Origin of the sequence: Ruegeria conchae (assembly GCF_000192475.1) — a bacterium.
Classification (GTDB): Bacteria; Pseudomonadota; Alphaproteobacteria; order Rhodobacterales; family Rhodobacteraceae; genus Ruegeria; species Ruegeria conchae.
Genome location: NZ_AEYW01000018.1, coordinates 170234 through 192963, shown reverse-complemented (window position 1 = coordinate 192963; position 22730 = coordinate 170234). Strand labels below are relative to the sequence as shown.

At 55.4% G+C, this 22730-nt stretch carries 19 protein-coding genes; 7 read left to right on the top strand and 12 right to left on the bottom strand.

Going from position 1 to position 22730, the window contains the following annotated elements; all coding sequences use genetic code 11:
- Window positions 1-136: 136 nt before the first annotated feature.
- Window positions 137-1027 (bottom strand): AraC family transcriptional regulator, encoded by an 891-nt coding sequence (locus G7G_RS0117370; RefSeq protein ID WP_010442724.1) that lies wholly within the window; start codon window positions 1025-1027, stop codon window positions 137-139.
- Window positions 1028-1188: 161 nt separating this feature from the next.
- Here G7G_RS0117370 and G7G_RS0117365 point away from each other — a divergent pair, with 161 nt between their 5' ends.
- Window positions 1189-2142 carry an SDR family oxidoreductase gene (locus G7G_RS0117365; protein ID WP_010442723.1) on the top strand — a complete coding sequence of 318 codons (954 nt, stop codon included), beginning with the start codon at window positions 1189-1191 and terminating at the stop codon, window positions 2140-2142.
- A gap of 620 nt (window positions 2143-2762) precedes the next feature.
- On the opposite strand, the gene G7G_RS0117360 is transcribed toward G7G_RS0117365, so the two are convergent.
- From G7G_RS0117360 to G7G_RS0117335, 6 genes are all read right to left on the bottom strand, one after another.
- Window positions 2763-3758, bottom strand: a complete 996-nt coding sequence (locus tag G7G_RS0117360; protein WP_010442722.1) for a nuclear transport factor 2 family protein — start codon at window positions 3756-3758, stop codon at window positions 2763-2765.
- A 25-nt stretch (window positions 3759-3783) separates the two neighbouring features.
- The gene (locus G7G_RS0117355) at window positions 3784-4782 is read right to left on the bottom strand and encodes an ester cyclase (RefSeq protein WP_010442721.1); all 999 of its coding nucleotides are present in this window, start codon (window positions 4780-4782) and stop codon (window positions 3784-3786) included.
- A 76-nt stretch (window positions 4783-4858) separates the two neighbouring features.
- Window positions 4859-5740: a carbohydrate ABC transporter permease gene (locus G7G_RS0117350; protein WP_010442720.1), complete on the bottom strand. Its 882-nt coding sequence runs from the start codon at window positions 5738-5740 to the stop codon at window positions 4859-4861.
- A 10-nt stretch (window positions 5741-5750) separates the two neighbouring features.
- Complete coding sequence (locus G7G_RS0117345) at window positions 5751-6782, bottom strand: carbohydrate ABC transporter permease (protein WP_010442719.1); 1032 nt, start codon at window positions 6780-6782, stop codon at window positions 5751-5753.
- A gap of 76 nt (window positions 6783-6858) precedes the next feature.
- On the bottom strand, window positions 6859-8103 hold the full coding sequence (locus G7G_RS0117340) for an ABC transporter substrate-binding protein (RefSeq protein WP_029622133.1): 1245 nt from the start codon (window positions 8101-8103) through the stop codon (window positions 6859-6861).
- 78 nt (window positions 8104-8181) lie between these two features.
- Window positions 8182-9231 (bottom strand): ABC transporter ATP-binding protein, encoded by a 1050-nt coding sequence (locus G7G_RS0117335; protein ID WP_010442717.1) that lies wholly within the window; start codon window positions 9229-9231, stop codon window positions 8182-8184.
- A gap of 80 nt (window positions 9232-9311) precedes the next feature.
- Here G7G_RS0117335 and G7G_RS0117330 point away from each other — a divergent pair, with 80 nt between their 5' ends.
- Complete coding sequence (locus tag G7G_RS0117330; protein ID WP_010442716.1) at window positions 9312-10241, top strand: LysR family transcriptional regulator; 930 nt, start codon at window positions 9312-9314, stop codon at window positions 10239-10241.
- Between the two features lie 144 nt (window positions 10242-10385).
- On the opposite strand, the gene G7G_RS23750 is transcribed toward G7G_RS0117330, so the two are convergent.
- Together G7G_RS23750 and thrC are read right to left on the bottom strand one after the other, a co-directional pair.
- A complete protein-coding gene (locus G7G_RS23750; protein WP_139056624.1) occupies window positions 10386-11039 on the bottom strand; it encodes a hypothetical protein in 654 nt (217 codons plus the stop codon).
- Between the two features lie 131 nt (window positions 11040-11170).
- Window positions 11171-12568, bottom strand: coding sequence for a threonine synthase (gene thrC / locus G7G_RS0117320; RefSeq protein WP_010442714.1), 1398 nt, complete (start codon window positions 12566-12568; stop codon window positions 11171-11173).
- 124 nt (window positions 12569-12692) lie between these two features.
- On the opposite strand from thrC, the gene G7G_RS23305 reads away from it, so the two are divergent.
- From G7G_RS23305 to G7G_RS0117295, 5 genes are all read left to right on the top strand, one after another.
- Window positions 12693-13247 (top strand): helix-turn-helix domain-containing protein, encoded by a 555-nt coding sequence (locus G7G_RS23305; protein ID WP_010442713.1) that lies wholly within the window; start codon window positions 12693-12695, stop codon window positions 13245-13247.
- 263 nt (window positions 13248-13510) lie between these two features.
- A complete protein-coding gene (locus G7G_RS0117310; RefSeq protein ID WP_010442712.1) occupies window positions 13511-15070 on the top strand; it encodes a trimethylamine methyltransferase family protein in 1560 nt (519 codons plus the stop codon).
- A gap of 172 nt (window positions 15071-15242) precedes the next feature.
- Complete coding sequence (locus tag G7G_RS0117305; protein ID WP_010442711.1) at window positions 15243-17693, top strand: GcvT family protein; 2451 nt, start codon at window positions 15243-15245, stop codon at window positions 17691-17693.
- 14 nt (window positions 17694-17707) lie between these two features.
- Window positions 17708-17953: a transcriptional regulator gene (locus G7G_RS0117300; RefSeq protein WP_010442710.1), complete on the top strand. Its 246-nt coding sequence runs from the start codon at window positions 17708-17710 to the stop codon at window positions 17951-17953.
- Window positions 17954-17994: 41 nt separating this feature from the next.
- Complete coding sequence (locus G7G_RS0117295) at window positions 17995-18702, top strand: IS6 family transposase (RefSeq protein WP_029622131.1); 708 nt, start codon at window positions 17995-17997, stop codon at window positions 18700-18702.
- On the opposite strand, the gene drmD is transcribed toward G7G_RS0117295, so the two are convergent.
- Genes drmD through G7G_RS23300 form a run of 3 tightly spaced genes read right to left on the bottom strand, consistent with a single transcriptional unit; the run spans window position 18647 to window position 22669 of the window.
- Window positions 18647-21187 (bottom strand): DISARM system SNF2-like helicase DrmD, encoded by a 2541-nt coding sequence (gene drmD / locus G7G_RS0117290; protein ID WP_010442708.1) that lies wholly within the window; start codon window positions 21185-21187, stop codon window positions 18647-18649. The two genes, G7G_RS0117295 and drmD, sit on opposite strands and share 56 nt — an antisense overlap.
- The gene (locus G7G_RS0117285) at window positions 21184-21612 is read right to left on the bottom strand and encodes a very short patch repair endonuclease (RefSeq protein WP_050806475.1); all 429 of its coding nucleotides are present in this window, start codon (window positions 21610-21612) and stop codon (window positions 21184-21186) included. The genes drmD and G7G_RS0117285 overlap by 4 nt, the downstream gene beginning before the upstream one ends.
- A complete protein-coding gene (locus tag G7G_RS23300; protein ID WP_010442706.1) occupies window positions 21572-22669 on the bottom strand; it encodes a DNA cytosine methyltransferase in 1098 nt (365 codons plus the stop codon). The genes G7G_RS0117285 and G7G_RS23300 overlap by 41 nt, the downstream gene beginning before the upstream one ends.
- Window positions 22670-22730: the final 61 nt, after the last annotated feature.

Here is a 22730-nt window from a genome sequence, read left to right as displayed (position 1 = left end):
CTCAATGCAGTCTTTAGCTGTACCAGGCTTAAATGTCCGCTCTGCGGACAAACCCGTCATTCGGTACAACGCACCTATTGACCGTAGCACCACCTCAACCGGACATTCGTCTCAAACGTAAGCTCACTGTTGCACCCTAGGCCATTCGTTCGGGCCCCTGCGCCGCATGGCTCCATTGCCGGGGCGACTGGCCGTACATCCGTTTGAACTCCCGGCTGAACTGAGACGCGCTTTGATAGCCTACGTCCCATGCCGCTTCCGACACGGTCTTTCCTTCGGCAATCTTCATGGCGGCGTTGTTCAGCCGCATAGATTTCACGAACTGTATTGGAGACATTGTCGTGGCTTCTTTGAAACGCCGATGGAAGACCGCCCGGCTCATGCCGACGTGGTCGGCCATATCGTCGATGGTGACCTGTTCATTCAAGTGGTTTGAGACGTAGTCGATGGTGCGCGCGATTTCGTTGCCGACGCCAAAGGCTCGTCTTGCGGAGGCCCCGGCCTCGCCCATGAGCACCGCGTAACACAACTCGCGCATTCGCCCCTGCCCGAGCACCTCCAGATCAACCGGATTGTCGAGCAGATCGAGAAGCCGCAGCAGTGCCTGCGTGAAACCACTATCCCAGGACGCCAATGCCAAAGCCGATGGCGCGCCATCCCGCAATTGTTTGTTGCCACCAGCGGCGGCCTCGATTTCCATGGTGAGCTCGCGCATCATCCGTGGCTCCAGCGTAATCACCACGCCGAGCAGAGGATCGTCCTTGGACGCCAATGGCGTGCCCGCCTCCACCGGTAAAGTCATGGGGCACAGCAGGTATTTGTCGCTGCCATAGACGTGGTGCTCACCCTCCAGAACAGCTTCCTTGCTGCCACTGAGAATAGCCACCACCGTGGGCTCGTAGACAGCAGGCACGCAGGGCATGGCCTCGGTCACCCGGAAAAGCTGGACGCCTTTCAACGCGGTATCGACGAGGCCTGCCTTTGGCAGACGTCGCTCGATAAGGTCTTTGATCTGGTCTTTGTTCATGCACTCTAGCTGGCAGAGGACTTTCATCTTTGCAATGGGGCTGAGACGATTGGGCAAGTAATGGAGAGTATATCGCCTGTTTTCGCGCCCAGTCAGGTTCTATCTGTGCATTCAAGCAACAACACCTTAAACCGCCAGCTTGGGCTGGCAGGAGACAGAAAATGGCAGATACGACATTCGGACCCAAAGGCTGGACACCCGAGCGCCTCGGCGACCAGTCAGGCAAGACCTACATCATCACTGGCGCCAACGCTGGCGCAGGCTTTCAAGCCGCGCGCATTCTTCTGAAGAAGAACGCCAAGGTGGTGATGCTGAACCGCTCGGCCGAGAAATCCGAGGCGGCAATCGCGGACCTGAGACAGGAATTCGACGCGAAAGCCGACGTGAGCTTCGTCCGCACGGAACTATCGGTTTTGGACAGTGTGCGCGAGGCTGCCGAAGAAGTTCTGAAGACGGTGCCTCGGATCGACGCGCTTATCAACAACGCGGCCATCGCGCAGGTGCCGACGCGCAAGCTGACCGTCGACGGGTTCGAAAGCCAGTTTGGCACCAACCATTACGGACATTTTCTGCTCAATGGTCTGCTCTTTGACCGCATCGCAGAAAGCAAAGGCCGGATCGTGGTCGTCGCCAGCCTCGGCTACAACATGGGTCTCAAGACCATCAAGTTCGACGACATGAACTGGGATGAGGGCTACGGAGCGAACACCGCCTATTCGCAGAGCAAGCTGGCGCAGATGATGTTTGCTTACGAGCTGCAGGACCGGCTGGCCGCTGCAGGGCGCAGAGAAGTCGAGGTCTTCGTCTGTCATCCCGGCTCATCAGCCACATCGCTCATAACCACCAGCGGCAGCCGCACGATGCGGTTCATCTGGTGGCTGATGACCAAGACGCCGATGGTACAGACTGCGGAACAGGGCTCATACCCAGAGGTCATGTGCGCGACAGAAGAGGCCCTCACCGAGCAAAGGGCGCTCTACGGCCCGACGGGCCGAATGGAAGCGGTCGGCCCGGTCGGCAAGGGCACACTGAACGCTCACGCCTATGACAAAGCTGTCACGACACGGCTTTGGGAGGAGTCTGAAAAAGCTGTTGGGTTCGAGTGGAAACTCTGACCACTTGATTGAAGTCAGCTTCCAGCGCACCAGTTCAGAGAGCGGACATTGGTTCGCTGTGCAGCATATGGGAGGTTTGGGCTCAATCCCGCCGTTTTCCGCATTCTGCCCGAACGGCGGGTGTAGAGTCTTCGAATGCCCGCTTTGGATGAAAGTCACGGCAACTCTGCGGGCCGAATGGGCAGAAGACTTGTGGGGTGGTTCGCGACAAGCGGTGATGGGTGGTGCGCTCAACCAGAAGGCGGTTCACATAACACCCCCACTGCGATGTTCGTACTGTGTTATCGTGGCGCAGAACATCCGGTGGTCGCAAAGCATGCCATTTGACAGTCCGTCCACTATTGTCGCAATGCGCAATAGAGTGTGATCTCGTGGCACTGCGCCCAATGACGGATTTCAGAAACCAGATCTAAACCCGGCGCAATTCTGAGACGACTCGGGTTTCTTGGAGCGAGAGCATCAATCGGGATGCGGCGTCGAACGTAGATTTTTTGACGTTTTTGCACTTTTGATTTCGCCGGCCCAAAATGTGTTGCCGGTGATACGACTATTACTTTGGAGATATACGAATTTGCAAAGACACCGCAGGCACTGGCGACATTCAACATTGTCTTGAACGCTCAATGACACCCTACTTTCGGTTGCAATAGGATCTGTTTCCATATGGCTGTTTCGTCGTAAAGGGTCCACTCACGACGAAGCTTTGGTTTTCCTGTAACCAATTCACCGTATTCGGCGTGGGTTGCTCCCAGGACGAAAACCTCGGCACCTGTCGGCTCACCAAATGCGCCATATCCTTCGTGTATTCCGTGAAGCGTCCAGCGAACGGCGGCACGAGGTGGCATCGCGGGATCATCACGACCAATTATATGGTGTATCTTGAATTCAGCCGTTGGGAAGCTGGCCCGCAATCCCATCCAAAATTGATCTGCACCGTCAAAGCTAACAGCTGCTGCCCCACCTGGATACTCCAACTGCGCGGCACGTTCATATTCTTCGGGGATTGCTTCGAATTCGGCGTGCATCAAACGTTCAAGCAAGTTCGCCAATCGCGTGCCCCAGATATTGCTATTGCCTGTCCCGGAATACGGACCACTGATATCATTCGCTGGAGAGTAGCGCTGGACGCATTTGCTCGGTCCGCCTTCTCGTTCAATCAAACCGCGTGCGTATTCTTTCGGGTTCAGACCCAATTGTCGCACAATTGCGCCTTGATCGCGAATAAGCCATTCGTCGTTGATCTGGTTGTTGATGACGTGGCAATCGGCGATGATCCTGTATTGAAGTTGTTTGTCCGTGGGTGCGCCGTAAACGCCGGGATGCGTATGCGTCGCCGTCGACAAAAGCCTGTGAGATGACAGCATTCCGTCTTCTGGCGTACCACACCAAATCACATCTTCGTCCAGCAACTTGCGGTCTGGAAACTCTGAAAGCGTCGCCATAGTCGCTGCGATCACGTCCTTGTTGCCTACAACAACCGACGCGGGCGAGCGAACGACAATATCTGGGGCGTAGTAGTCGTGCAGTTTGGCGATGCGGCGGTCTTCCCACAGTTCTTTCGTGATGCTGATGATATAGTCGGGCAAATCGACAAACTTTGGGTCAAAACCGTTCATGTCTAATGTCCTTGGTATGACGGCATCAAGCGTCTCCAATCGGGAAGGATAGTCGACCCGGAACGCGCACCTTGTTGAATTCACGCAATCGCGCAAAAACGTCCACGCCGAGTTGTTGATAGGCATCCAGAAGGTCAACCATGACCCAGTTTTCCCGAATCTTATTGTTTTCCAGGCGCCAGAAATCCAATGATTTCATGGTGATGCGTTTACCCGTGGGTGCAATACCCATCCACCCATCGTTGGTCACGGTTTGGATCATATTCGGCCACCCGGTCACGGCTGCATAGTTGCCGTCACCGAAGAAGTGATAGGTTATTTCATCTACGTATCGGCCGCGATCCGGCATCCCATTCAGAAATGGGATCTGATGCCAATTGCGGAAACCAGCGATGCCTCGGCCTGTGCCAATTCCGGCCGGGCCGTACCAGTTGACGCGTTCGCTCCAGAAACGCGGCATTTCCATCTTTTCGGGGCCGCCCTGACTCGGGTGTTTTTTCATATGCTTCAGCATTGTAACGATGTGGTCGCAGGATGCGTTCGCCTTCACTTCGTCCCACGGTCCGGGTATGATGCCGTCGTTTGTGGCGGGGCCCGGTATGCAAAACTCTAGCCCCAATGACGGTGCCATCGGCCAAGCCTGGGCTTGCATCATCACTTCCGGAATGTCCCAAAGGGTTTGAATTTCGACAACTTTGTCGTTCACAATCCGATAGAACTCGTGAAAACGCATATGTGTCAGGTGCCCGGTTGGCGGAATGTCCAACCACGGCCCTACAAAGGTGCCAACGTAGTGGCCGCCGCATCCGACCCAATCATCCCCCCGCTCGGTCCGGCCTGCCATTACAATCCAATCTCGACGCTCAAGGTCGGGCATTGCTTCGAAAAGTGGCACATAGCAGGCGTCGAAAAAGTCCGTCGGGCCGCAAAAATCACCAAACGGGTGCGGCATGTGTATGACCGCATCTGCCGTAAAGATATCGGCAATGGCCGAGCGAACGTTACTTAGTTCAAAATTGACCATCGCATTTCGAAGAGGCTCCAAGATCGCCTTGTTTCGCGTGTGTATGTCTGAGACGGGACTAGCGTCGTTCATAGTATTAGCCTTTGACTGCTCCAGCGGTCAGACCGCTTACGATTTGGCGCTGGAAGAATAGGATCAGGACAAACAGCGGTGCTGTTGCGGATACCACGGCGGCAACCGCATACATTACCTTGCCTTCGACTTGAGTGGTCCCCATGAAGCTGTTGATTGCGGGGATTATTGTCTCGTTCTCTTCGCTGAGAAGCATCACGGCGACGGTGAAATCATTATACGCCAGCAGAAAGCTGAACAAACCGGTGGTGATTACACCAGGCCACATTACCGGAACAATCACGTGTCTGAAGGCCTGAAAACGTGTACAACCGTCGACCATGGCACTCTCGTCCATGTCTTTAGGGATGTTCTTGAAAAACGAATGCAACATCCAAAGGGTAAAGGGTTGATTTATTGCCACCAACACTATGATTGTAGTCGGTAATATGCCCCAGACATTCCATTCGAAGAACCACAACAGATAACCCGAAACCAATGTTATATGTGGCATGGCACGAAACACGAGTGCGGCCATGAGAATCCAAAATGCATACCGAAAACCCGAGCGCGCCAGGGCATAGCCTCCAAGCGTGCCGAACGTCAGGGAAATGACGACTGTAAAGAACACGACAATGCTGGTGTTCTTAAAGTTGAACCAAAAATCTTCCGTCACCCACGCGCCGTAATAGCCTTGTCCAGTGAATGTGCTGCCGGTTTGTTCGAGTGTGTTGGTCCCTCGCACGGCGTTCATCCAATCCGCTTTGGACAGGAAATCGGCTTGCACCTTGAAACTTCCCCAGAAGGTCCAAAGGAAGGGGAACGCTGCGATAAGCAGCCATAACCCTACCATCGTGAAGGAGAACAGTTTCAGTGGGGTCATGCGTGTTTCTGCTTTTCTCGCCATGATCTTGTCCTCAGTGAGATTTGCGTGTGAAATCGCGCCAAGTGCGAACGAGTACCGGCATCATCAGGATGACAACCAAGAAGATTGTGATCAAAGACGTTGCCCCGGCCGAACCGTAGAGTGGGTTGCCGCTTTCGCGCAGGTCGTTAAAGATAATCCAGCTCAGTGACCGGGCGTGGGCCTCGGCAGAGAAACTCACGATCGGTTCAAACACCCGCAAATTGTCCATGATCAGCATCAGTGTCACGAAGGTCACGAGTGGCATCAGATGTGGCACCACGACGTAGACCAAGCGTTGCCACTTCGAGGCTCCGTCGATCTGCGCGGCCTCCATTGTGTCCGCGGGAACCGTTTGTAACCCGGCATAAAATGTGATGAAGCTGAAAGGCAAAGTGTGCCAGACACCATATACCATAAGCATGAACCACATGAGACCGGTGGAAGCTTTCAAGCTGAGGTTCGGGTCATTGAAGATGTTTTGAATGGTTGCGCCGATGACACCGTCGCCATCCACCATCCAGAACAGGATCAGCGAGCCGACCAGCGGTGTGACAAGGAAGGGCAAGAGTGAGACAAAGATCGCTGCGCCCTTGAGCTTGCGCGGCAGGGTGTTCACACCCACCGCTACGGCCATACCGAGGATCAGGACCATCGGCGTTACTATGAACGTGTATGCTAGGGTAAAGGTGAGAGCATTATAAAATGGCAGGTCACCCAGCTCTCGCCAGAACTCGCCCATTGTCTCGGTGTTTGCCCAAGCCTCGCCAATTTCGGCAAAGGCCAAGTGCGAGCGGTTTGTATAGGTACCCAATCCATTGAACTTGCCTAAAGGTGCTTCATCACGAAGTTTCTGTGTCGCCTCAAGATCGACCGAGGTGGACTCCTTGCATCCAAAAGGTCCACAACTTTCCGAAACAACCAGAACCTGTTCGTGTTGAACGAAAAGCGATTGGATAAAGACAGAAACAATTGGCAGAGCGATGAACAAAATCATTGCTGAAAGAGTTGGTAGGATGAACCAGAAGAATGTGCGATGCTTCATGTCAAATGTCCCCGTCGGTGGGTGTTAGGTTGAGGGGGGCTTACAAGTACCCCCCTCGCGCGCTCGATCAGGGGAGTTACTGAAGGAAGCCCGCTTCTTTCGCCGCTGTCCTGTATGCAGCCTCAACATCGGCAAGCGCCTTCTCGGCGCTTTCGTCACCTTTTAGGAAGTCCGACAGCTCGGAACCCAATGCAGCGTGCAGCAATCCGATCTGAGGAAGCATCGGGTACGGTTGCGCCCCGCCTTGAACAGTTGCCGCAACACCAGCTGCCGCTGGGCCAGGCGTAAATCCTTCGAGCAACCAAACAGCGTCGTCGTTGTTGGCCGCGACCATTTCCGGCGTCAACGCGCTTGCCAGTGCAGCGAATGTCGCTTCTGCTTCAGCGTCAGATACATTCGTGGAGATTGTGAAGCCATCCCACCATAGTGTTGCTCCGGGGATGCCACCCGGTTCAACTGAGGGTGCAGCGGATAGAACTGTATTCGACGTAACTTCCGCGCTTGACCCTTCATCGTCGAGGATTGGCGCTCCACGAGACCCCCACATGATACCAAGTGCGGCCTCGCCAGCTTCCCAAAGTCCCTGCGTTTCGTTCGAGGCTTGCGTAAGATGGTCTGGATGCGCGTATTCCACCATCGCTTTCAGTGTTTCCAAGGCAGCAATACCAGCTTCGCTGTTGACAGTTGGTTCGGCGGTGCCGGGTTTGAAGAACTCACCACCGTGCGCAAGAAAGACCAGATTAAAGGACTCGCCTACATTCCAGCCAGTCTTCAGGTTCATGACGATGGGATATTCCATGATTCCGGCATCCCGGATCGCCTTTGCAGCTTCAATCACCTCGTCATAGGTGCTCGGAGCGCTGTCGATCCCCACTTGCGCCAGAATGTCGGAGCGTGAGAACAGGTGCTGCGCATTAGCCATGAAAGCAATGGCCATGACATTGCCGTCAATGGCGATCTTTAGATTGTCGGGAATATTCTGACCGTGGCTTTCGATTAGATCGTTCAGCGGACGGACCAGTCCATCATTCATCAATTGTGTCAGTGTCGAATTAGCTACAATTACGCTGGTGTATTCGGCAGGATCCGGAGTGAGCGCCGCGTTCATGATCTGTCGGGCTTCGGTCGTATGATTGCGCGAAAACTCTGAGGCTGCTTCGGCGCAATTTCCTTCTGCGGTGCCCGCCACAGCGTGAATGGCGGGAAAATCACTCGCAAGTATACGGATGGACTGATCAGACGGGCCGCAATCTGCCGCGTAAGCAGTCGTCCCCATTAGTCCTGCCATTGCTCCAGCAACGAATAGTTTTTTGATGAGCATGTGTTTTCTCCCTTTGATGTTGGGCGCATCTTGTAACTTTGCACCCGGTTTCTCGGCTGTTTCGGAATGTCCCATGTGTCAGTTTCCGATGCGTGCTCCAGATTTCTGATCAAACAGATGGAAGTGTTCAGGGGCGACGTTGATCGAAACGATTTCACCGATCTCGGCGCGGTAAGATTTGTCTGCTTTTACCGAGACAAGCGCGCCGCCGATGCGAACCGAAACCATGGTCGCGTCACCCAGGAGTTCCATCGTGTAGATTGGAGCGTTGATCTGGCCGCCGATTTCGACGACGTTGGCGTCCTCGGCCCGGAAGCCAAGGGTGACCTTGCCATCTGGTGCACTCAATCCCGGCACGTCGACATGTTGTGCGCGGAAAGTTCCACCTGACATATCGCCATCCATCAGGTTCATTGCAGGGTTGCCGATAAAGCTGGCGACGAAAGCGTTGGCGGGGCTGTCGTAGATCTCAACAGGTGAACCCACTTGCTGCACAACACCCTGTTTCATGATCACAACCCGATCCGCCAAGGTCATCGCCTCAATCTGGTCGTGGGTTACATAGATGGTGGTCACCGCCAGTTCGTGGCTCAGGTTTTTGATCTGCGCCCGCGTCGAAACCCGCAGCTTCGCATCCAGATTCGAAAGAGGTTCGTCCATCAGGAAAACGTTTGGTTCACGTACAATTGCCCGAGCCAACGCCACACGCTGCCGCTGTCCACCCGATAGTTCAGCAGGCTTCCGATGTAGGAAGTCATCCAACTCAACCATCGCGCTGGCTCGCCGCACCTTTTCGTCATGGATATTTGGATCGACGCCGCGCACTTTCAGCGGAAAGCGAATGTTCTCATAAACGTTCATGTTCGGGTAAAGCGCGTAACTCTGGAACACCATCGCCACATCGCGATCCTTTGGTTCCATTTCATTAACCCGCAGGCCGTCGATCAAAATGTCGCCTTCGCTGGCGTCTTCGAGTCCTGCAATCATCCGCATGGTTGTGGTTTTGCCGCAGCCCGAAGGGCCCAGAAGGACTAAGAACTCCTTGTCCGCAATCTTAAGGTCGAAATTGTCCACCCCAATGAAGCTGCCCCAACGCTTGCCAATGTTGCGAAGTTGGATTTCCGCCATCTATCCCTCCCGGAATCGCCTTGCATACGATTGAGATAAGGCTAGACGGTCAGCCACTTTCACAATAATGAATTCATTCTATGAGTGATATAAATCAAATTGATCTCAGACTTGTCGACACCACCATACTCCTGGTGTTTCTCGGGGCCATGCGCCACAGGCAGGCCACAGCCGTCGCGCGCGAGATGGGGCTGACCCAACCTGCCGTCAGCCATGCCTTAAAGCGTCTTCGAAAACTCTATGATGACCCGCTGTTTCTAAGGCGCGCGCATGGGCTAGAACCAACTGCTTTAGCGCACGAATTGGAACCGAAAGTTCGCAGAATTGTTCGACTCATTTCACAAACATTAGAAGGTGCCGATGAATTCGAACCGAGTTCTACTTCCACCGACTTGAAGATAGGTGCATTTGACTACGAGCTTACCGGGGTAATTCCGCCGCTGGTTGCGAAGCTGCGCAAGGTGAGTCCGGGCATCAATATCCACGCATTTTCATTATTCAACGACGAAGCTCTTGAGGCCCTGACGCAGGGGCGCATTGATCTCGCGATAGGATATTTCGACTTTCCGGCAAAAAGTGAAAATCACTTTGTTTCAGAAGAGCTCTTTTCAGAAGATTACGTGCTGGTAGGTCGCAATGGTCATCCTCTTTTGGAGGAAGATTTGACATTTGAACGAATAGCCAGGGCGAACCACCTGCTCATTTCACCGCATGGTCCTACTAGAAACTTGGTCGACCAAGCTCTGCAACTTCAAGGGCTTAGAAGAAACATTCAGACGATTGTGCCTTCACTTTTTTCCGCTCTATCGATTGTGGAAAGCTCCGACCTTGTGATGACATTGCCTAAGCGGGCCGCAAATAACAACATTCGGAGGTTCGATATATCCCACCGACCCCTACCGATCGCAGGGGGAATATTCAAACTCCATGCAGTTCGTCATATTCGAGACGCCAATAGTCCTCTACACATCTGGCTAATCAATCAACTGATAGAAGTTGTTTCCGACTAGGCCGTGTTCACAAAAGGGGCTCACATCTACTTTCCGACATGAAACAAGCTGGTATCTGTGATGGAGGTCAACTTGACGCAAGACATAATAGTGTTCGAAGAATAATCGTTCTCAACATGGCCTGGCGCGTTGGTCGATGAAGACTCAGGCGTATCGCAAATCTGCGGCACTAATAGATATGTCGCTCTGCCTAGCTAGTGCCGCAAATTTATCTCGCCTGACCGAAATTAGCTTCTGATACGACCAAAGCGCGAACATCGTTGGATCGATATCACTGTCTCGGTCTCCGGCCATTTCTGAATACTCACTCCAATATTCAGAAAGCAGGTCTGGAGGATAGTAAATTGGTTTTGGGTTCTCAACGTACCTGACTATCAGGTTCTGGACGAGTTCATCGCTCTCCCTAAGCGAAACGATGAGGAACCTTTCTTTCAAAGCAGAAAATGTGGGATCACCAGCCGCAAACAATTCGCAGAACGACCCGCTTGAATCAGCCAGAACTGGCTGATCGGATTCCAGGCTAAGAAGGCCTTCGACTGCGGTGAGTTCAGCCTGCCTATGAAAGTTCTGCCGTTTCACATATTCGTTGAATTCAATCCCGCCTCTGTCTGGGTCTCCAGGCATCCCCAAATAGGAAGTCAATGGCGCAAGCGTGTCCTTGCACAATTCGTCGCCCAAGTTGAGAATGCCCAGTTCCTGCAGCCTGGACAGCATAGCTCCCTTGCTGACCTCGGCATTGAATGCGTCAAGTATCTGCTTGCGCAAATACTGCCCTTGGATTTGGGCGTCTATCGACACATAGCGCCACGCCCCGGATTGGTTCAAAAAGCTCGAAAGAAGCGTCTTTCCAATTCCCGACATCCCGATCAGAAGGATGTCACGCGGTTCACTCAGAAGAGATTGAACTTCCGGGGTTAAGCACGTCAGCTTCATGGCGTTCCGAATATTCCATCGATCACACTTAGCACCGCTTCAACCGTCGGATCGACGGTTGTGAACTCCTCTTCGCGGGCAAATAAGTCTTCCAGCCGCACCGGAGTTTCTGGAAGTGTTCCAAGCGCTTCTTCAACTGCCGTCGGGAATTTTGCGGGATGAGCTGTTTCAGCGACAACAATGGGTCCGTTAAGCGTTGCCCTCAGCTGATCCGCCGCGAAGTAGCCGGTTGCCGAATGTGGGCAAATGATCTTGCCGAACTGCTTATGGATCTGGCGCATGGTGTTTAAGGCATCATCTTTGCCGCACTTCATCGCATCGAAGTCTTTGGTCAGTCTTGAATGCTGGGATTGCGAAAGTTCGTAAATAGACTTCTCAGCGAGCTGCTTTTGCATGTCGCGCGTTGCGTTCCCGTCGCGTCCTTTCAGGATCCACAGCATACGCTCAAAGTTGCTGGAAACCTGAATATCCATGCTCGGTGAGATCGTCGGTATTGTCTCTGCCTTCGACATCATACCAGTCTCGAAAAGCCGGGGGAGGACATCATTTTCGTTCGATGTGACGATCAACTTCCCAATGGGAGCGCCCATTTGCTTCGCGATATAGCCCGCAAAGACATTCCCAAAATTCCCGCTGGGGACAGCAAAGTTCACGGGTTGGCCGCAATCGTTGTGGATTTTGACCGAAGCGTAAATGTAGTAGGACGCCTGAAGGAGGATCCGGGCCAGGTTGATCGAATTCACAGCCGTATAGCTATATTCTTTGGCAGCTTCGCTTTGATACAGGTTTTTGACTAGGCATTGGCAGTCATCAAAGTCGCCTCGAACGGAAATTGCCTGAACGTTTGCGGCTCCCAGGCAGGTCATCTGCTTGCGTTGAACATCAGAGACGCGGCCCTCCGGAAACAGAATTACTGCATTGGCTCGCGAACGTCCCGCAAAGGCATTTGCGGTGGCTGCGCCAGTATCTCCCGACGTTGCGCAGAGTACGGTCGCGCGCTTGTCAGTGATTGTGAGTTCCCGATCGATCGCTTCCGCCAAAGGGGCGAGGGCGTAATCCTTGAAAGCGAGCGTGGGGCCATGGAAAAGCTCCATGCTCCACATCTGGTCATCCAGGCGAGACAGAGGTGGGCCATCATTGCGTTCGAAACCGGCCAGCGCTTTTCTTATGCCTGTGGTGAAGTCGCACTGTTGCCACTCTGCTCCGCCAAACAGTGCCAGAACATCCGATGCAATCTGGTCGTAGGCCCGCCCGCTCAGCGTGGCCAATTCGCTGGATGTAAGTTCGGGCCAGGCCTCAGGCACGTAAAGACCGCCATCTTCGGCAGTTCCACGGCTTAGCAACTCTCGGAGAGATCGAGCGGGTGCGTTCCCGCGAGTACTTGAGTAGAGCATGGCATTTTCCAAGATTTCTAATATTGTGGATTTAGCAAGACCTCTATCGTTCGTAAACAAAAATCTAATATAGTGGAATTACGGAATGAACACACCTTTACCTACACCTGAAATCGGGAAAATTATGAAGGAAGCCAGGAAATCGCTGGGCCTGACCCTTGAGCGACTCTCTGAGCGTACAGGGGTGTCCCGATCGATGCTATCCGCCATTGAGAGGGGTGCCACCAACCCGACCTTTTCCATAGTCTGGGCCCTTTCTCAGGCACTTGGCGTTGACCTTAGCTTGCTTGAGGGCACGCCTGGTGGCGAGGATCCAATCGAGCATCTTCATCACTATTCCACGCCGATGCAGCGAAGTGCGGACGGTAAATGCGAGATTTATATGCTGAGCCCGCGACGCACTGTTCTTCCCGTAGAGTGGCACAGGCTTCTCATGAAGGTCGGAGCAGAGCTTGATTCAAAGCCCCATGCGCCTGGAACCTTCGAGCACCTGACCTGCCTGTCCGGCTCACTGTCGGTAACGGTCGCTGGACGAACTGTTCGGGCTGAGGCGGGCGATACATTGCGATACCGCAGTGACTGCAATCATCGCATTAACAACGAGGCGGATGGAGAAACGGAGGCCATCCTTCTTGTGGCTCAGCCGACTCAATATCAGGAACCTACAGCGTCAGTCTGAGAGGGCCTATAAAACCTATTGACTGAAATATGGTATTTATCCAATATACCGCATCTCGTGCGGCATATTGGAAAATTAAAAATGAAACAGCGACTGGTACCTCCAAGTAATAGCGGACTTTTCCGTTCGCGGGCCCACGCAGGATTGAGCGACGAATCGCGGTCAGGTTTCTTTGCCTGCCGCCGTAAGCAGCAAATGACTTGAGGCGTAACGCCCAATCCACTCGTTCTCAGGCTTAACTCCGGCAATGAAGGTACTATCGGATGACAACTGAACAACTGGCCCAGAAAGCGCGCGGGCGCCGTGGGCGTCGCCGTGATGGCGGGGTACCAGCCCCGGCAATCGTGCAGCGCCCGTTCGCGCAGCTTAAGCGTTCCTATCCTGCCGTTGAGCTGATTTCGGATGATCAGGTTGAACACATTCACCAGGCATCCCTGAAACTGCTTTCAGAAACCGGCCTGGATGTCTTGCATGACGACGCGCGTGCAGCGATGAAAAAAGCGGGGGCTGATGTCCGGGACGGTGAAGAACGTGTGCGCTTCGATCCTGATCTGATCAACGAAGCCATTGCAAGCGTGCCGTCTGAATTCACGCTCCACGCGCGAAACGCCCAGCACAACGTGACCATGGGCGGAAACAACATTGTATTCAACATGATGGCAAGCGCGCCGAATTGTTCGGATACGGATCGGGGCCGGCGCGCAGGCAATCAGGAAGATTTTCGCAACTTCCTCCGATTGGCCCAGATGCACAACGTTCTAAACGTGACGGGTGGGTATCCGGTGGAGCCTGTCGATATTCACGCATCTATCCGCCATCTTGACTGTATTCAGGATTACATCGCGCTTACCGATAAGGCCTATTGCATCTACTCACTTGGTGAGGAGCGTGTCTCCGATGCAATCGAGATGACGCGGATTGCCCATGGTCTGACGCACGACCAGATGCGTGATCAGGCCTGTATGTTCTCGATCATCAACACGAACTCTCCTCTCCAGCTCGATATTCCGATGATGCAGGGCGTGATGGCGTTGTCCGAGATGGGCCAGCCTGTTGTGATCACACCCTTCACGCTGGCAGGGGCGATGGCGCCCGTTACGATTGCGGGTGCCGTCACGCTGCAAAACGCCGAAGCTCTGGCGGGTGTGGCCTTTACCCAAATTGTGCGGCCAGGTGCGCCGGTGATGTATGGCGGCTTCACGTCCAACGTGGATATGAAGACCGGCTCGCCAGCATTTGGCACACCGGAATACATGAAGGCGCAGCATATCGGTGGACAGCTGGCGCGGCGCTACGGCATTCCGTATCGCTCTTCGAATGTGTGCGCGGCCAATACGGTTGACTCGCAAGCGGCGTATGAGGCGGTCTTCTCGCTTTGGGGTGCGATCAATGGCGGCGCCAACATGCTCATGCACGGGGCAGGGTGGCTCGAAGGAGGGCTGTGCTGCTCGTATGAGAAGGTGATGCTTGACATCGACTTGCTGCAGATGGTCACGGAATTTCTTCAGCCGGTTTCGACTAGCCCGGAAGACCTTGCGCTGGAAGCCATCAATGAGGTTGGGCCAGCGGGTCACTTCTTTGGCACTGAACACACCCAGGCGCGTTATCGCGACGCCTTCTATTCGCCAATCCTGAGTGACTGGCGCAACTTTGAGACCTGGCAGGAGGCCGGATCGCCGATTGCGATTGAGCGTGCCAACGCAGAGTGGAAAAACCGCCTTGCCACCTATGAGGCCCCGGCCTTGGACCCGGCGATCAGGGACGAGCTTGACGCCTTTGTCGTCAAGCGCAAGGCCGAGGGCGGTGCTGCCACGGATTTCTGACACTTGCAGGTTCGCCAGGACGGTCGCGACAACCGGGATCGTTCTGCTCACCAGCAATCCACTGCAAAGAAGTGAACCCCTTTTCACCGAGATAGATGCTTTGGGTCAAAACGAGGAGCGCGCACCCAAATGCAGTCAGAGTGAAAGCTGAATTCCTGAGGAAAAACGAAATATGCCTACTATTCAGACCGACGAGTCCACAGGCGGAAAGAAACTGCCGTCGCACGCCAAAGTCGTTGTTATTGGCGGCGGCGTTGTTGGTTGCTCGATCCTGTTCCACCTGGCCAAGTTCGGTTGGAAGGATGCGGTCCTGCTTGAACGTGACGAGCTGACATCCGGCTCATCCTGGCACGCGGCCGGCGGTATCCACACCATCAGCTCGGATCCGAATATCTCGCGCCTGCAATCATACACGATCAATCTCTATAAAGAGATCGAAGAACTGTCCGGGCAATCCGTTGGTCTACATCAAACTGGTGGCTTTTATGCCGCCTCGACCAAGGAATGGTATGATTACCTGAAGGGCGAGCGTTCGAAAGCGCGCTACATGGGGCTGGATCAGGAATTCATCTCGCCCAAGGAGCTGGCCGAGCGTCATCCGCTGATCGATCCGGACCACTATCACGCGGTTCTGTGGGACGCACAGGACGGCCATCTGGACCCGTCCGGCACGACCTACGCTTTTGCCAAGGCGGCCAAGGCGCATGGCGCCCAGTATTTCACCCACTGTGGCGCCACCGATATGACACAGCGCCCCGATGGCAGCTGGGACATTGTCACCCCCAAAGGCACGATCAATGCAGAACATGTCGTGAACTGCGGCGGTCTGTGGGCGCGTGAGGTGGGCCATATGGCGGGCCTTCATCTGCCGGTTCAGCCGATGGAGCACCACTACCTGATCACCGAGCGCATGGACGAAGTCGTGAACTTCGGTCAGCAGCTACCGCACGGCATCGACTTCGAGGCCAACGTGTACTGCCGTCGGGAAGGGCAGGGCATGTTGCTGGGCACCTATGAGGCTCAGGCGACCCCGTGGAAAGTCGGCGGAACGCCCTGGGATTTTGGTCATGAACTGCTGCCGCCGGATCTGGATCGCGTGGCAGATCGTCTGGAAACCGCATTTCAACGCCTTCCGGCCATGGCCAATGCCGGGATCAAGGATGTGATCAACGGCCCGTTCACATTTGGCCCTGATGGCAACCCGCTGATCGGCCCTGTTCCGGGCATGACGAACTACTGGGTGGCTGTTGGTGTCATGGCGGGTTTCTGTCAAGGCGGCGGCGTGGGTCTGACCCTTGCGGAATGGATGATCGACGGCGAGCCATCCATCGATGTCTGGGCGATGGACGTGGCGCGTTTTGGTGAGTTCGCGACACCTGACTGGGGCACAATCAAGTCGTCGGAAAACTACGAACGCCGGTTCGTGATGACCTTCCCGAATGAAACCCTGCCCAAGGGCCGCAAGCAGAAGACAACCGCGCTTTATGATCGCATGATCGCCAAAGGTGCGGTGATGGATCAGGGTTTCGGCCTCGAAAACGTACTCTGGTTTGCCGATGGCCCGGAAGATGCGCACGAGGTTCCCTCGTTCGAGCGCAACCGGTCTCACGATTATGTCGGACGGGAGATCAAGGCCGTGCGCGAGGCCGTAGGTGGCATTGAGATTGCCAACTTTGCCAAGCATGAGTTCAAGGGCGAGGGTGTTCGCGAATACCTGAACCATATCCTTGCCGGGTTTGTTCCCAAGCCCGGACGCCTGGCTCTGACGCCGATGCTGACACCCAAGGGCAAGCTTTACGGCGAACTGACGGTGGCTTGCCTGGCCGAGGATCACTTTATGCTGTTCGGCTCGGGCGCGATGCAAGAGGCACACCGCCGCTGGTTCGAAAAAGACCTGCCTGCTGGCATTTCTTATGCCAACGTTTCAGACGACTGGCACGGCATTGCATTGTCTGGCCCGAAATCGCGAGACCTGCTGGCCCGGATCACGCGGGACGATGTTTCAGCCGAAGCCTTCAAGTTCCGCGACCTGCGCCAGACCTTTGTCGGCGGCGTGCCGGTGATCATCAACCGGATCAGCTTCTCTGGCGAATTGGGCTACGAAATCTATTGCAAACCGCAATACCTGATGCGCCTGGCAGACGCCATCGAAGAGGCCGGCGCCGATCTGGGCTATCGCTGGTACGGCGCGCGTGCGTTGCTGTCGATGCGACTCGAGAAGGGCTGGGGTGTCTGGACGATGGAATACCGTCCCGACTTCGACGCTGTCGAATCCGGCATGGATGTCTTCATCAACTGGAAGAAGGACTTCGTCGGCAAAGAAGCAACGCTGAAAGCCCGCGATGAAGGGGTCTCGCAGAAGTTGGTGACAATGACCATCGACGTCGAGGGGATCGACGTGGCCCATGACGAGGCGATCCTGAAAGATGGTGAACCGGTCGGCTACGTCAGCTCGGGCGGCTATGCGCACCATGTCGGCAAGTCGATGGCGATGGGTTACGTCGCAGCCGAGTTCGCACTGCCGGGAACGACGCTTCAGGTGGAAATTCTGGGCAACTTCTACGACGCGCTGGTTCTGGCAGGACCAATCTACGACGCCAACGGCGCAAACATGCGTTCTTGATCAGGAGAAAAACCATGGGGCGGCCAGAGAAAGACATGGATGTGGTTCTAAGTGAACTTGTTGAGGTGAACCGCTTCGTATTCTTATTGATGCCCGGGTTCTCGGCATTGGAACTGGGATCCGGCATCGACTCTCTGGCCGCCGCCAACGAAGCAATGGGTAAGGCCTTCTTTCAGTGGAAAACAGCCAGCGAAACGGGCGATAGCATAAATTCTTCTTCAGGGCTGACAGTAGCAGTCGATAGGGTCTTGTCAGATTAACATTGCTTGAGCGGGGCAGGGCGGTTGCGTAGCTTTTGTCCATGACCAAGCCTGCCTCTTTCAAGTACTTTAAAACCAGCCCAGAGATCATCCGCCTTGCGGTGATGCTGTACGTCCGTTTCCCGCTCTCGCTTCGGAATGTCGAAGATCTGTTGCACGAGCGAGGCATCGACGTGAGCCACGAAACTGTCCGATATTGGTGGAACAGGTTCGGGCCGATGTTTGCTGCTGAGATCAGACGGAAGCGTGTTCAGCAACTGCGCGCGTTCTCCAAATGGAAGTGGCACGTGGACGAAGTTTTCGTGAAGGTAAATGGCAAGCGGCATTGTCTTTGGCGGGCTGTTGATCACGAAGGCGAGGTGCTGGAAGCCGTTGTCACCAAACGCCGAAACAAAGCTGCAGCACTGAAATTCCTCAAGAAGTTAATGAAGCGACACGGCAAAGCGGAAACCGTCGTCACGGATCGCTTTGCCTCATACAGAGCCGCGCTCAGAGAACTGGGTGCGCTCGAAAAACAAAGGACGGGCAGGTGGCTCAACAACCGCGTCGAGAACTCGCACCTGCCTTTCCGACGACGCGAACGCGCGATGCAACGTTTCAGGCGCATGCGAAGTTTACAGAAATTCGCCTCCGTTCATTCCTCCGTCTACAATCACTTCAATCAGGAACGATCGCTCACCAGCCGAGACACCTTCAAGTTGACACGCAGCGCCGCTCTTGCCGAGTGGCGTCAACTTTGTTCCGGATAGGTTCACGGTTCCCGCGGCAAACTGAGACTGGTTCGAATTCGTCTGACAGCACCCTCATTTGCACCAGTTGGTGGTTGAGGTGCACCAACACGACGTCATCTCTCCCCTTTGCCACCTCGTGATCGAAGGTGATCGGGCGGACCTCGCCCGAAAACGGATGCTGTAGGCCTTCGAGACAGCGCTGCCAGGATCCGGATAGCGCGGGCATTTTGAACGCCGTTCCGTCAGGAGCGTTCTCGAGAGAGACGGGCTCGAGATCTGGCCAATCCGCGAGGCGGAGGGCCGTTCGGACACAGCGTTCGACGTTTCCAGGCGAGAAGTGTTGCAGATCGCGTGTTTCAGCCAATCGGTCGTGGAGCTTCTTGACCCGCTCTCCGAGGTCTTTTTCAGCCCGTACGAATTGCTTGGATCGCGCGATGCGCGCATCCGCGAGCGTCGTGTCGAGCGTCTTGCGGCGGCCTTCCAGAAGGTCTGGCAGTTGTGGAGCAATCACGGGGTTGACGCTGCCCATGTCGGCGCGCATCGTATCGAGCTTTTGAAGGGCCTTCAGGATGTCCTGGCCGTGAGAGCCGTCCGCATCTACTGGGTGCCAAATGACGACCTCGTCTGCACGCTGCCCGTGTCGATCGATACGGCCATTGCGTTGTTCCATGACGTTCGGGTTGTAGGGGATCTCGAGATGGATCATCAAATGACAATGGTTCTGCAGATCGATCCCTTCGGAAGCTGCATCCGTTGCGAGCAGGATCCTGACGGGTGATCTGGACGGGTCGGCTTGGAATGCGGCTTTGATTTCCTCGCGCTCATCCTTGTCCATGCCCCCAAAGATCATGCGCAGTCGATCCCCGCCGAAATCATGGCTCACGAGGATTTCCTGCAACCAGGTTTGCGTGGCGCGATATTCGGTAAAGAGGATCACGCGTTCTTCGGTCCATTCCCCGTCTTTCTTCAGATGGCTTTCCAACCACTCGAGAATGGCGTCTGCTTTGGCGTCGGAGCGATGCCGCGCGCCATTGGCCCAACCGCTCAGCTGGGCGAGCAGGCGGCTTTCCTTGTCCGTCGGCGGTCGCAGTCGGCGACCGATCTCTTCGAGTGCTTCGCTCTCTGCGGTCTCCCGAAGATCGTCATCGTCGTAGTCTTCCCGTGTGCGGTCTATTGCGCGCCGAAGGATCCGTTCGTCGAGCTTGCTCGACTTGCGTTCGGTCGGTCTGCGGCCTTCGATCGTTTCGATGTGTTTTTCGAGGGTGGCCGCGAAGGCGGCCGGTGACGACGCGAGACGTTTTCTGAGGAGCTGGTAGACGAAGGCGCCAGCTTGACCACCGGCATCGTTGCCCGTTCGCTCAGCAATGTAGTCATCCAGGAGTTTGCGAGCCGCGTGTTCCTCTTCGGAATACTGGACTTCGAGGGCTTCCAGACGACGCTCCGGATAGATCTTCTTTCCGTTCGCGTCGACCAAGTCGCTCTTGAGGCGGCGGACCATCACGCGAGACAGTTGCGTCTCGTTGGGAAGAACGTTCCGGGCAAACCTTTGATCGTCGAGAAGTTCGAGCAAAGCCGTGAAGGACTCGGTGTATCCATCATGTGGCGTCGCCGTCAAAAAGAGTTTGTGCTGGAAATGCGGGGCGATAAGTCGGACCAATCGCGTTCGCAGGCTCTCTACCGCCCATTTGCCAACCGTAGGTGAAACGTTATGGGCCTCGTCGACGATCATCAGATCGAACTTGCGTGGATGCCCGATATGGGCGGGAATGGCGTCTTTGAAGAGCCGCAATCCTTCACCTTGCTTGGCCCAGTCGATCGACGTGATCAGCCGAGGGTAGGACGTCCAAGGGTTGGCGTGGAGCCCACGTTTGCGGCGTAGAGCCTTGACGTAGTCCGTGTCGACGATCTTGAACTCGAGGCCAAACTTCTCCTCCATTTCGAGACGCCACTTTTCCTGCAGCGAGGCGGGGCAAAGCACGAGCAGGGTGCGCGCTCGATGGCGCAGAAGCATTTCCTGAACGACGAGGCCTGCTTCGATCGTCTTTCCCAAACCGACGTCGTCTGCGATGAGGAGGTTCGTACGCGCCATGTCGATGGCCCGCACCAGAGGGTCCAGCTGATAGTCCTCGATACTGACACCACTTCGAAACGGCGACTGCAGATAGCCGCGATCTGCATTCGTGGCAGCTCCCCACCGCACGGCGTCTAGAAAGGCTTGCAAATCTTCTGGGTCGTCGAAACCCGTCATCGTTGGCAAACCGGCGCGTTCCAGGGAGTGGGCGCCGGGTTCCAACTCCCAAATAACTTCGAGTTCTTCACCGAGCGCATCTTCGTCAATCGAAGCCAGGCGCACGCGGCTCTGCTTGGGCGCTCCGGGGCGAAGGGCGCTGCTATCGACATCAGCCACGATCCATTGGCGCCGCCGAACGTCGACCAATTGACCGACCTCTGGAGGCGCAAAGGAGATGGTTCGTTCGCCGGATGTGGGCTCCATCGATGTCATGCGTCGAACTCCAATGCTTTCATTATCCGATCGGCCGCGTCTTCGGCGTCTTCGTGCTCCCAGACCCGTAAGACACGCCAGCCGGCTTCGGTGAGGCGTCGGTTCGTATCGAGGTCGCGCCGCTTGTTCGTCTCGATTTTGTCTCGCCAGAAATCGGCATTGCTCTTGGAACTGGTGCCGTGTTGGGGGCAACCATGCCAAAAGCAGCCATCGACGAAGATCGCTAGCTTCCTGCGCCTGAAGACGATGTCCGCCACGCGACGTGGTTTTTCGAGAAGTGGGATATGAAGACGGTATCGCAGCCCGCGTGCGTGCGGCGTGCGTCTCAATCGGAGCTCCGCCGCCGTGTCTTTCTGTCTGACGCGCGCCAGTCGAGCCGAAGCCTCAGGCGACGAGGGTTTTACCACACTCCCGCTTGGTTTCATGATCGTCTTCTCTGTTCGTCGGTTTTTCGGTCTCGTCGAGACTTGCCAAGATACTCTGTCCAATGATTTCTCCGAGGGTGACCGGAACGGCATTTCCGATCATTCGCCCCAATGTCTTGAAATGAATAGGGGATCCCTCAGGAACGAAAGAATAATCGAGTGGAAATCCCTGTAAAATGGCGCCTTCGCGCAACGTAATGGCCCGGTCTTGCTCTGGATGGCCGAAGCGACCGTTGCCGAAGCCGAAAAACTGCGTCGTCATTGTCGGCGACGGTGCATCCCAGACCATCCGGCCGTAGACGCCGGGATAAGTGCGGCCGCTGTCTTTGCGATGGCATTCGGCGACGAGCTCTTGCGGCCAATCCCGCCAGGTGCCTCCAGGTCGGGACGCGCGGATACGTTCGAGGTTTAGATCCGAAAGACGAGCGGCCGCGTGAAGCGGATCATCCTCGGATGATTGACCCTGTTTGAGCGCTGGCATGGTGCCGATCGCGTCTCGTACGGTGTGTATTGCGTCTTCGGGTGGGGCGATCAGTTCGATCGTTCGGTCCAACGAGGCCAAGAGCACGGTTCTGCGCCGGGTCTGCGGGAGCCCGTATTTCGTGCAATCCACGACGCCACTCGAGACGCGATAGCCGAGATTCACGAGCGTTCTAACGAAGTCCTTGTAGACGTCGTGCTTGATCACCGTGGGCACGTTTTCCATGGTCACGAATTCGGGTCGTGTGTTTTTGACGAGGCGCGCGAAATGATACATCAGGCCCCAACGCGGCGTGCCGACGGTTTCGTAACGCTGCGAATATGTCGAGAACGGCTGACACGGGGCGCAACCTGCGAGCACCCGTATTGATGCGTCTCCAAAATGATCGTTCAGCTTCTCAGGCGCCAACTCGCTGACGTCTTCGAGGAGAAACTTTGCATTGTTGTTGACTTCGAAAGCGTGTTTGCATGCCTGGTCGACATCGACCCCAGCGACGACGTTCACACCGACGTTCTGAAGCCCCCGAGTAAGGCCGCCGGCTCCACAGAACAGATCGATGCAGGCAATGTTCGCCACGTGCTCGGGGCCTCCCATTTGATGATGGCTCTAACTGCTACCACCGAGTCTTTTCAGCGCC

What these genes read in the sequence shown, in the direction of transcription:
- G7G_RS0117300 (WP_010442710.1), top strand. Translation starts at nt 17,708, where the DNA reads ATGGGGCGGCCAGAGAAAGACATGGATGTGGTTCTAAGTGAACTTGTT.
- G7G_RS0117370 (WP_010442724.1), bottom strand. Translation starts at nt 1,027, where the DNA reads ATGAACAAAGACCAGATCAAAGACCTTATCGAGCGACGTCTGCCAAAG.
- G7G_RS0117285 (WP_050806475.1), bottom strand. Translation starts at nt 21,612, where the DNA reads ATGAAACCAAGCGGGAGTGTGGTAAAACCCTCGTCGCCTGAGGCTTCG.
- G7G_RS0117365 (WP_010442723.1), top strand. Translation starts at nt 1,189, where the DNA reads ATGGCAGATACGACATTCGGACCCAAAGGCTGGACACCCGAGCGCCTC.
- G7G_RS0117350 (WP_010442720.1), bottom strand. Translation starts at nt 5,740, where the DNA reads ATGGCGAGAAAAGCAGAAACACGCATGACCCCACTGAAACTGTTCTCC.
- G7G_RS0117310 (WP_010442712.1), top strand. Translation starts at nt 13,511, where the DNA reads ATGACAACTGAACAACTGGCCCAGAAAGCGCGCGGGCGCCGTGGGCGT.
- G7G_RS0117360 (WP_010442722.1), bottom strand. Translation starts at nt 3,758, where the DNA reads ATGAACGGTTTTGACCCAAAGTTTGTCGATTTGCCCGACTATATCATC.
- G7G_RS0117345 (WP_010442719.1), bottom strand. Translation starts at nt 6,782, where the DNA reads ATGAAGCATCGCACATTCTTCTGGTTCATCCTACCAACTCTTTCAGCA.
- drmD (WP_010442708.1), bottom strand. Translation starts at nt 21,187, where the DNA reads ATGACATCGATGGAGCCCACATCCGGCGAACGAACCATCTCCTTTGCG.
- G7G_RS0117355 (WP_010442721.1), bottom strand. Translation starts at nt 4,782, where the DNA reads ATGGTCAATTTTGAACTAAGTAACGTTCGCTCGGCCATTGCCGATATC.
- G7G_RS0117305 (WP_010442711.1), top strand. Translation starts at nt 15,243, where the DNA reads ATGCCTACTATTCAGACCGACGAGTCCACAGGCGGAAAGAAACTGCCG.
- G7G_RS0117335 (WP_010442717.1), bottom strand. Translation starts at nt 9,231, where the DNA reads ATGGCGGAAATCCAACTTCGCAACATTGGCAAGCGTTGGGGCAGCTTC.
- G7G_RS0117295 (WP_029622131.1), top strand. Translation starts at nt 17,995, where the DNA reads ATGACCAAGCCTGCCTCTTTCAAGTACTTTAAAACCAGCCCAGAGATC.
- G7G_RS0117330 (WP_010442716.1), top strand. Translation starts at nt 9,312, where the DNA reads ATGAGTGATATAAATCAAATTGATCTCAGACTTGTCGACACCACCATA.
- thrC (WP_010442714.1), bottom strand. Translation starts at nt 12,568, where the DNA reads ATGCTCTACTCAAGTACTCGCGGGAACGCACCCGCTCGATCTCTCCGA.
- G7G_RS23305 (WP_010442713.1), top strand. Translation starts at nt 12,693, where the DNA reads ATGAAGGAAGCCAGGAAATCGCTGGGCCTGACCCTTGAGCGACTCTCT.
- G7G_RS0117340 (WP_029622133.1), bottom strand. Translation starts at nt 8,103, where the DNA reads ATGCTCATCAAAAAACTATTCGTTGCTGGAGCAATGGCAGGACTAATG.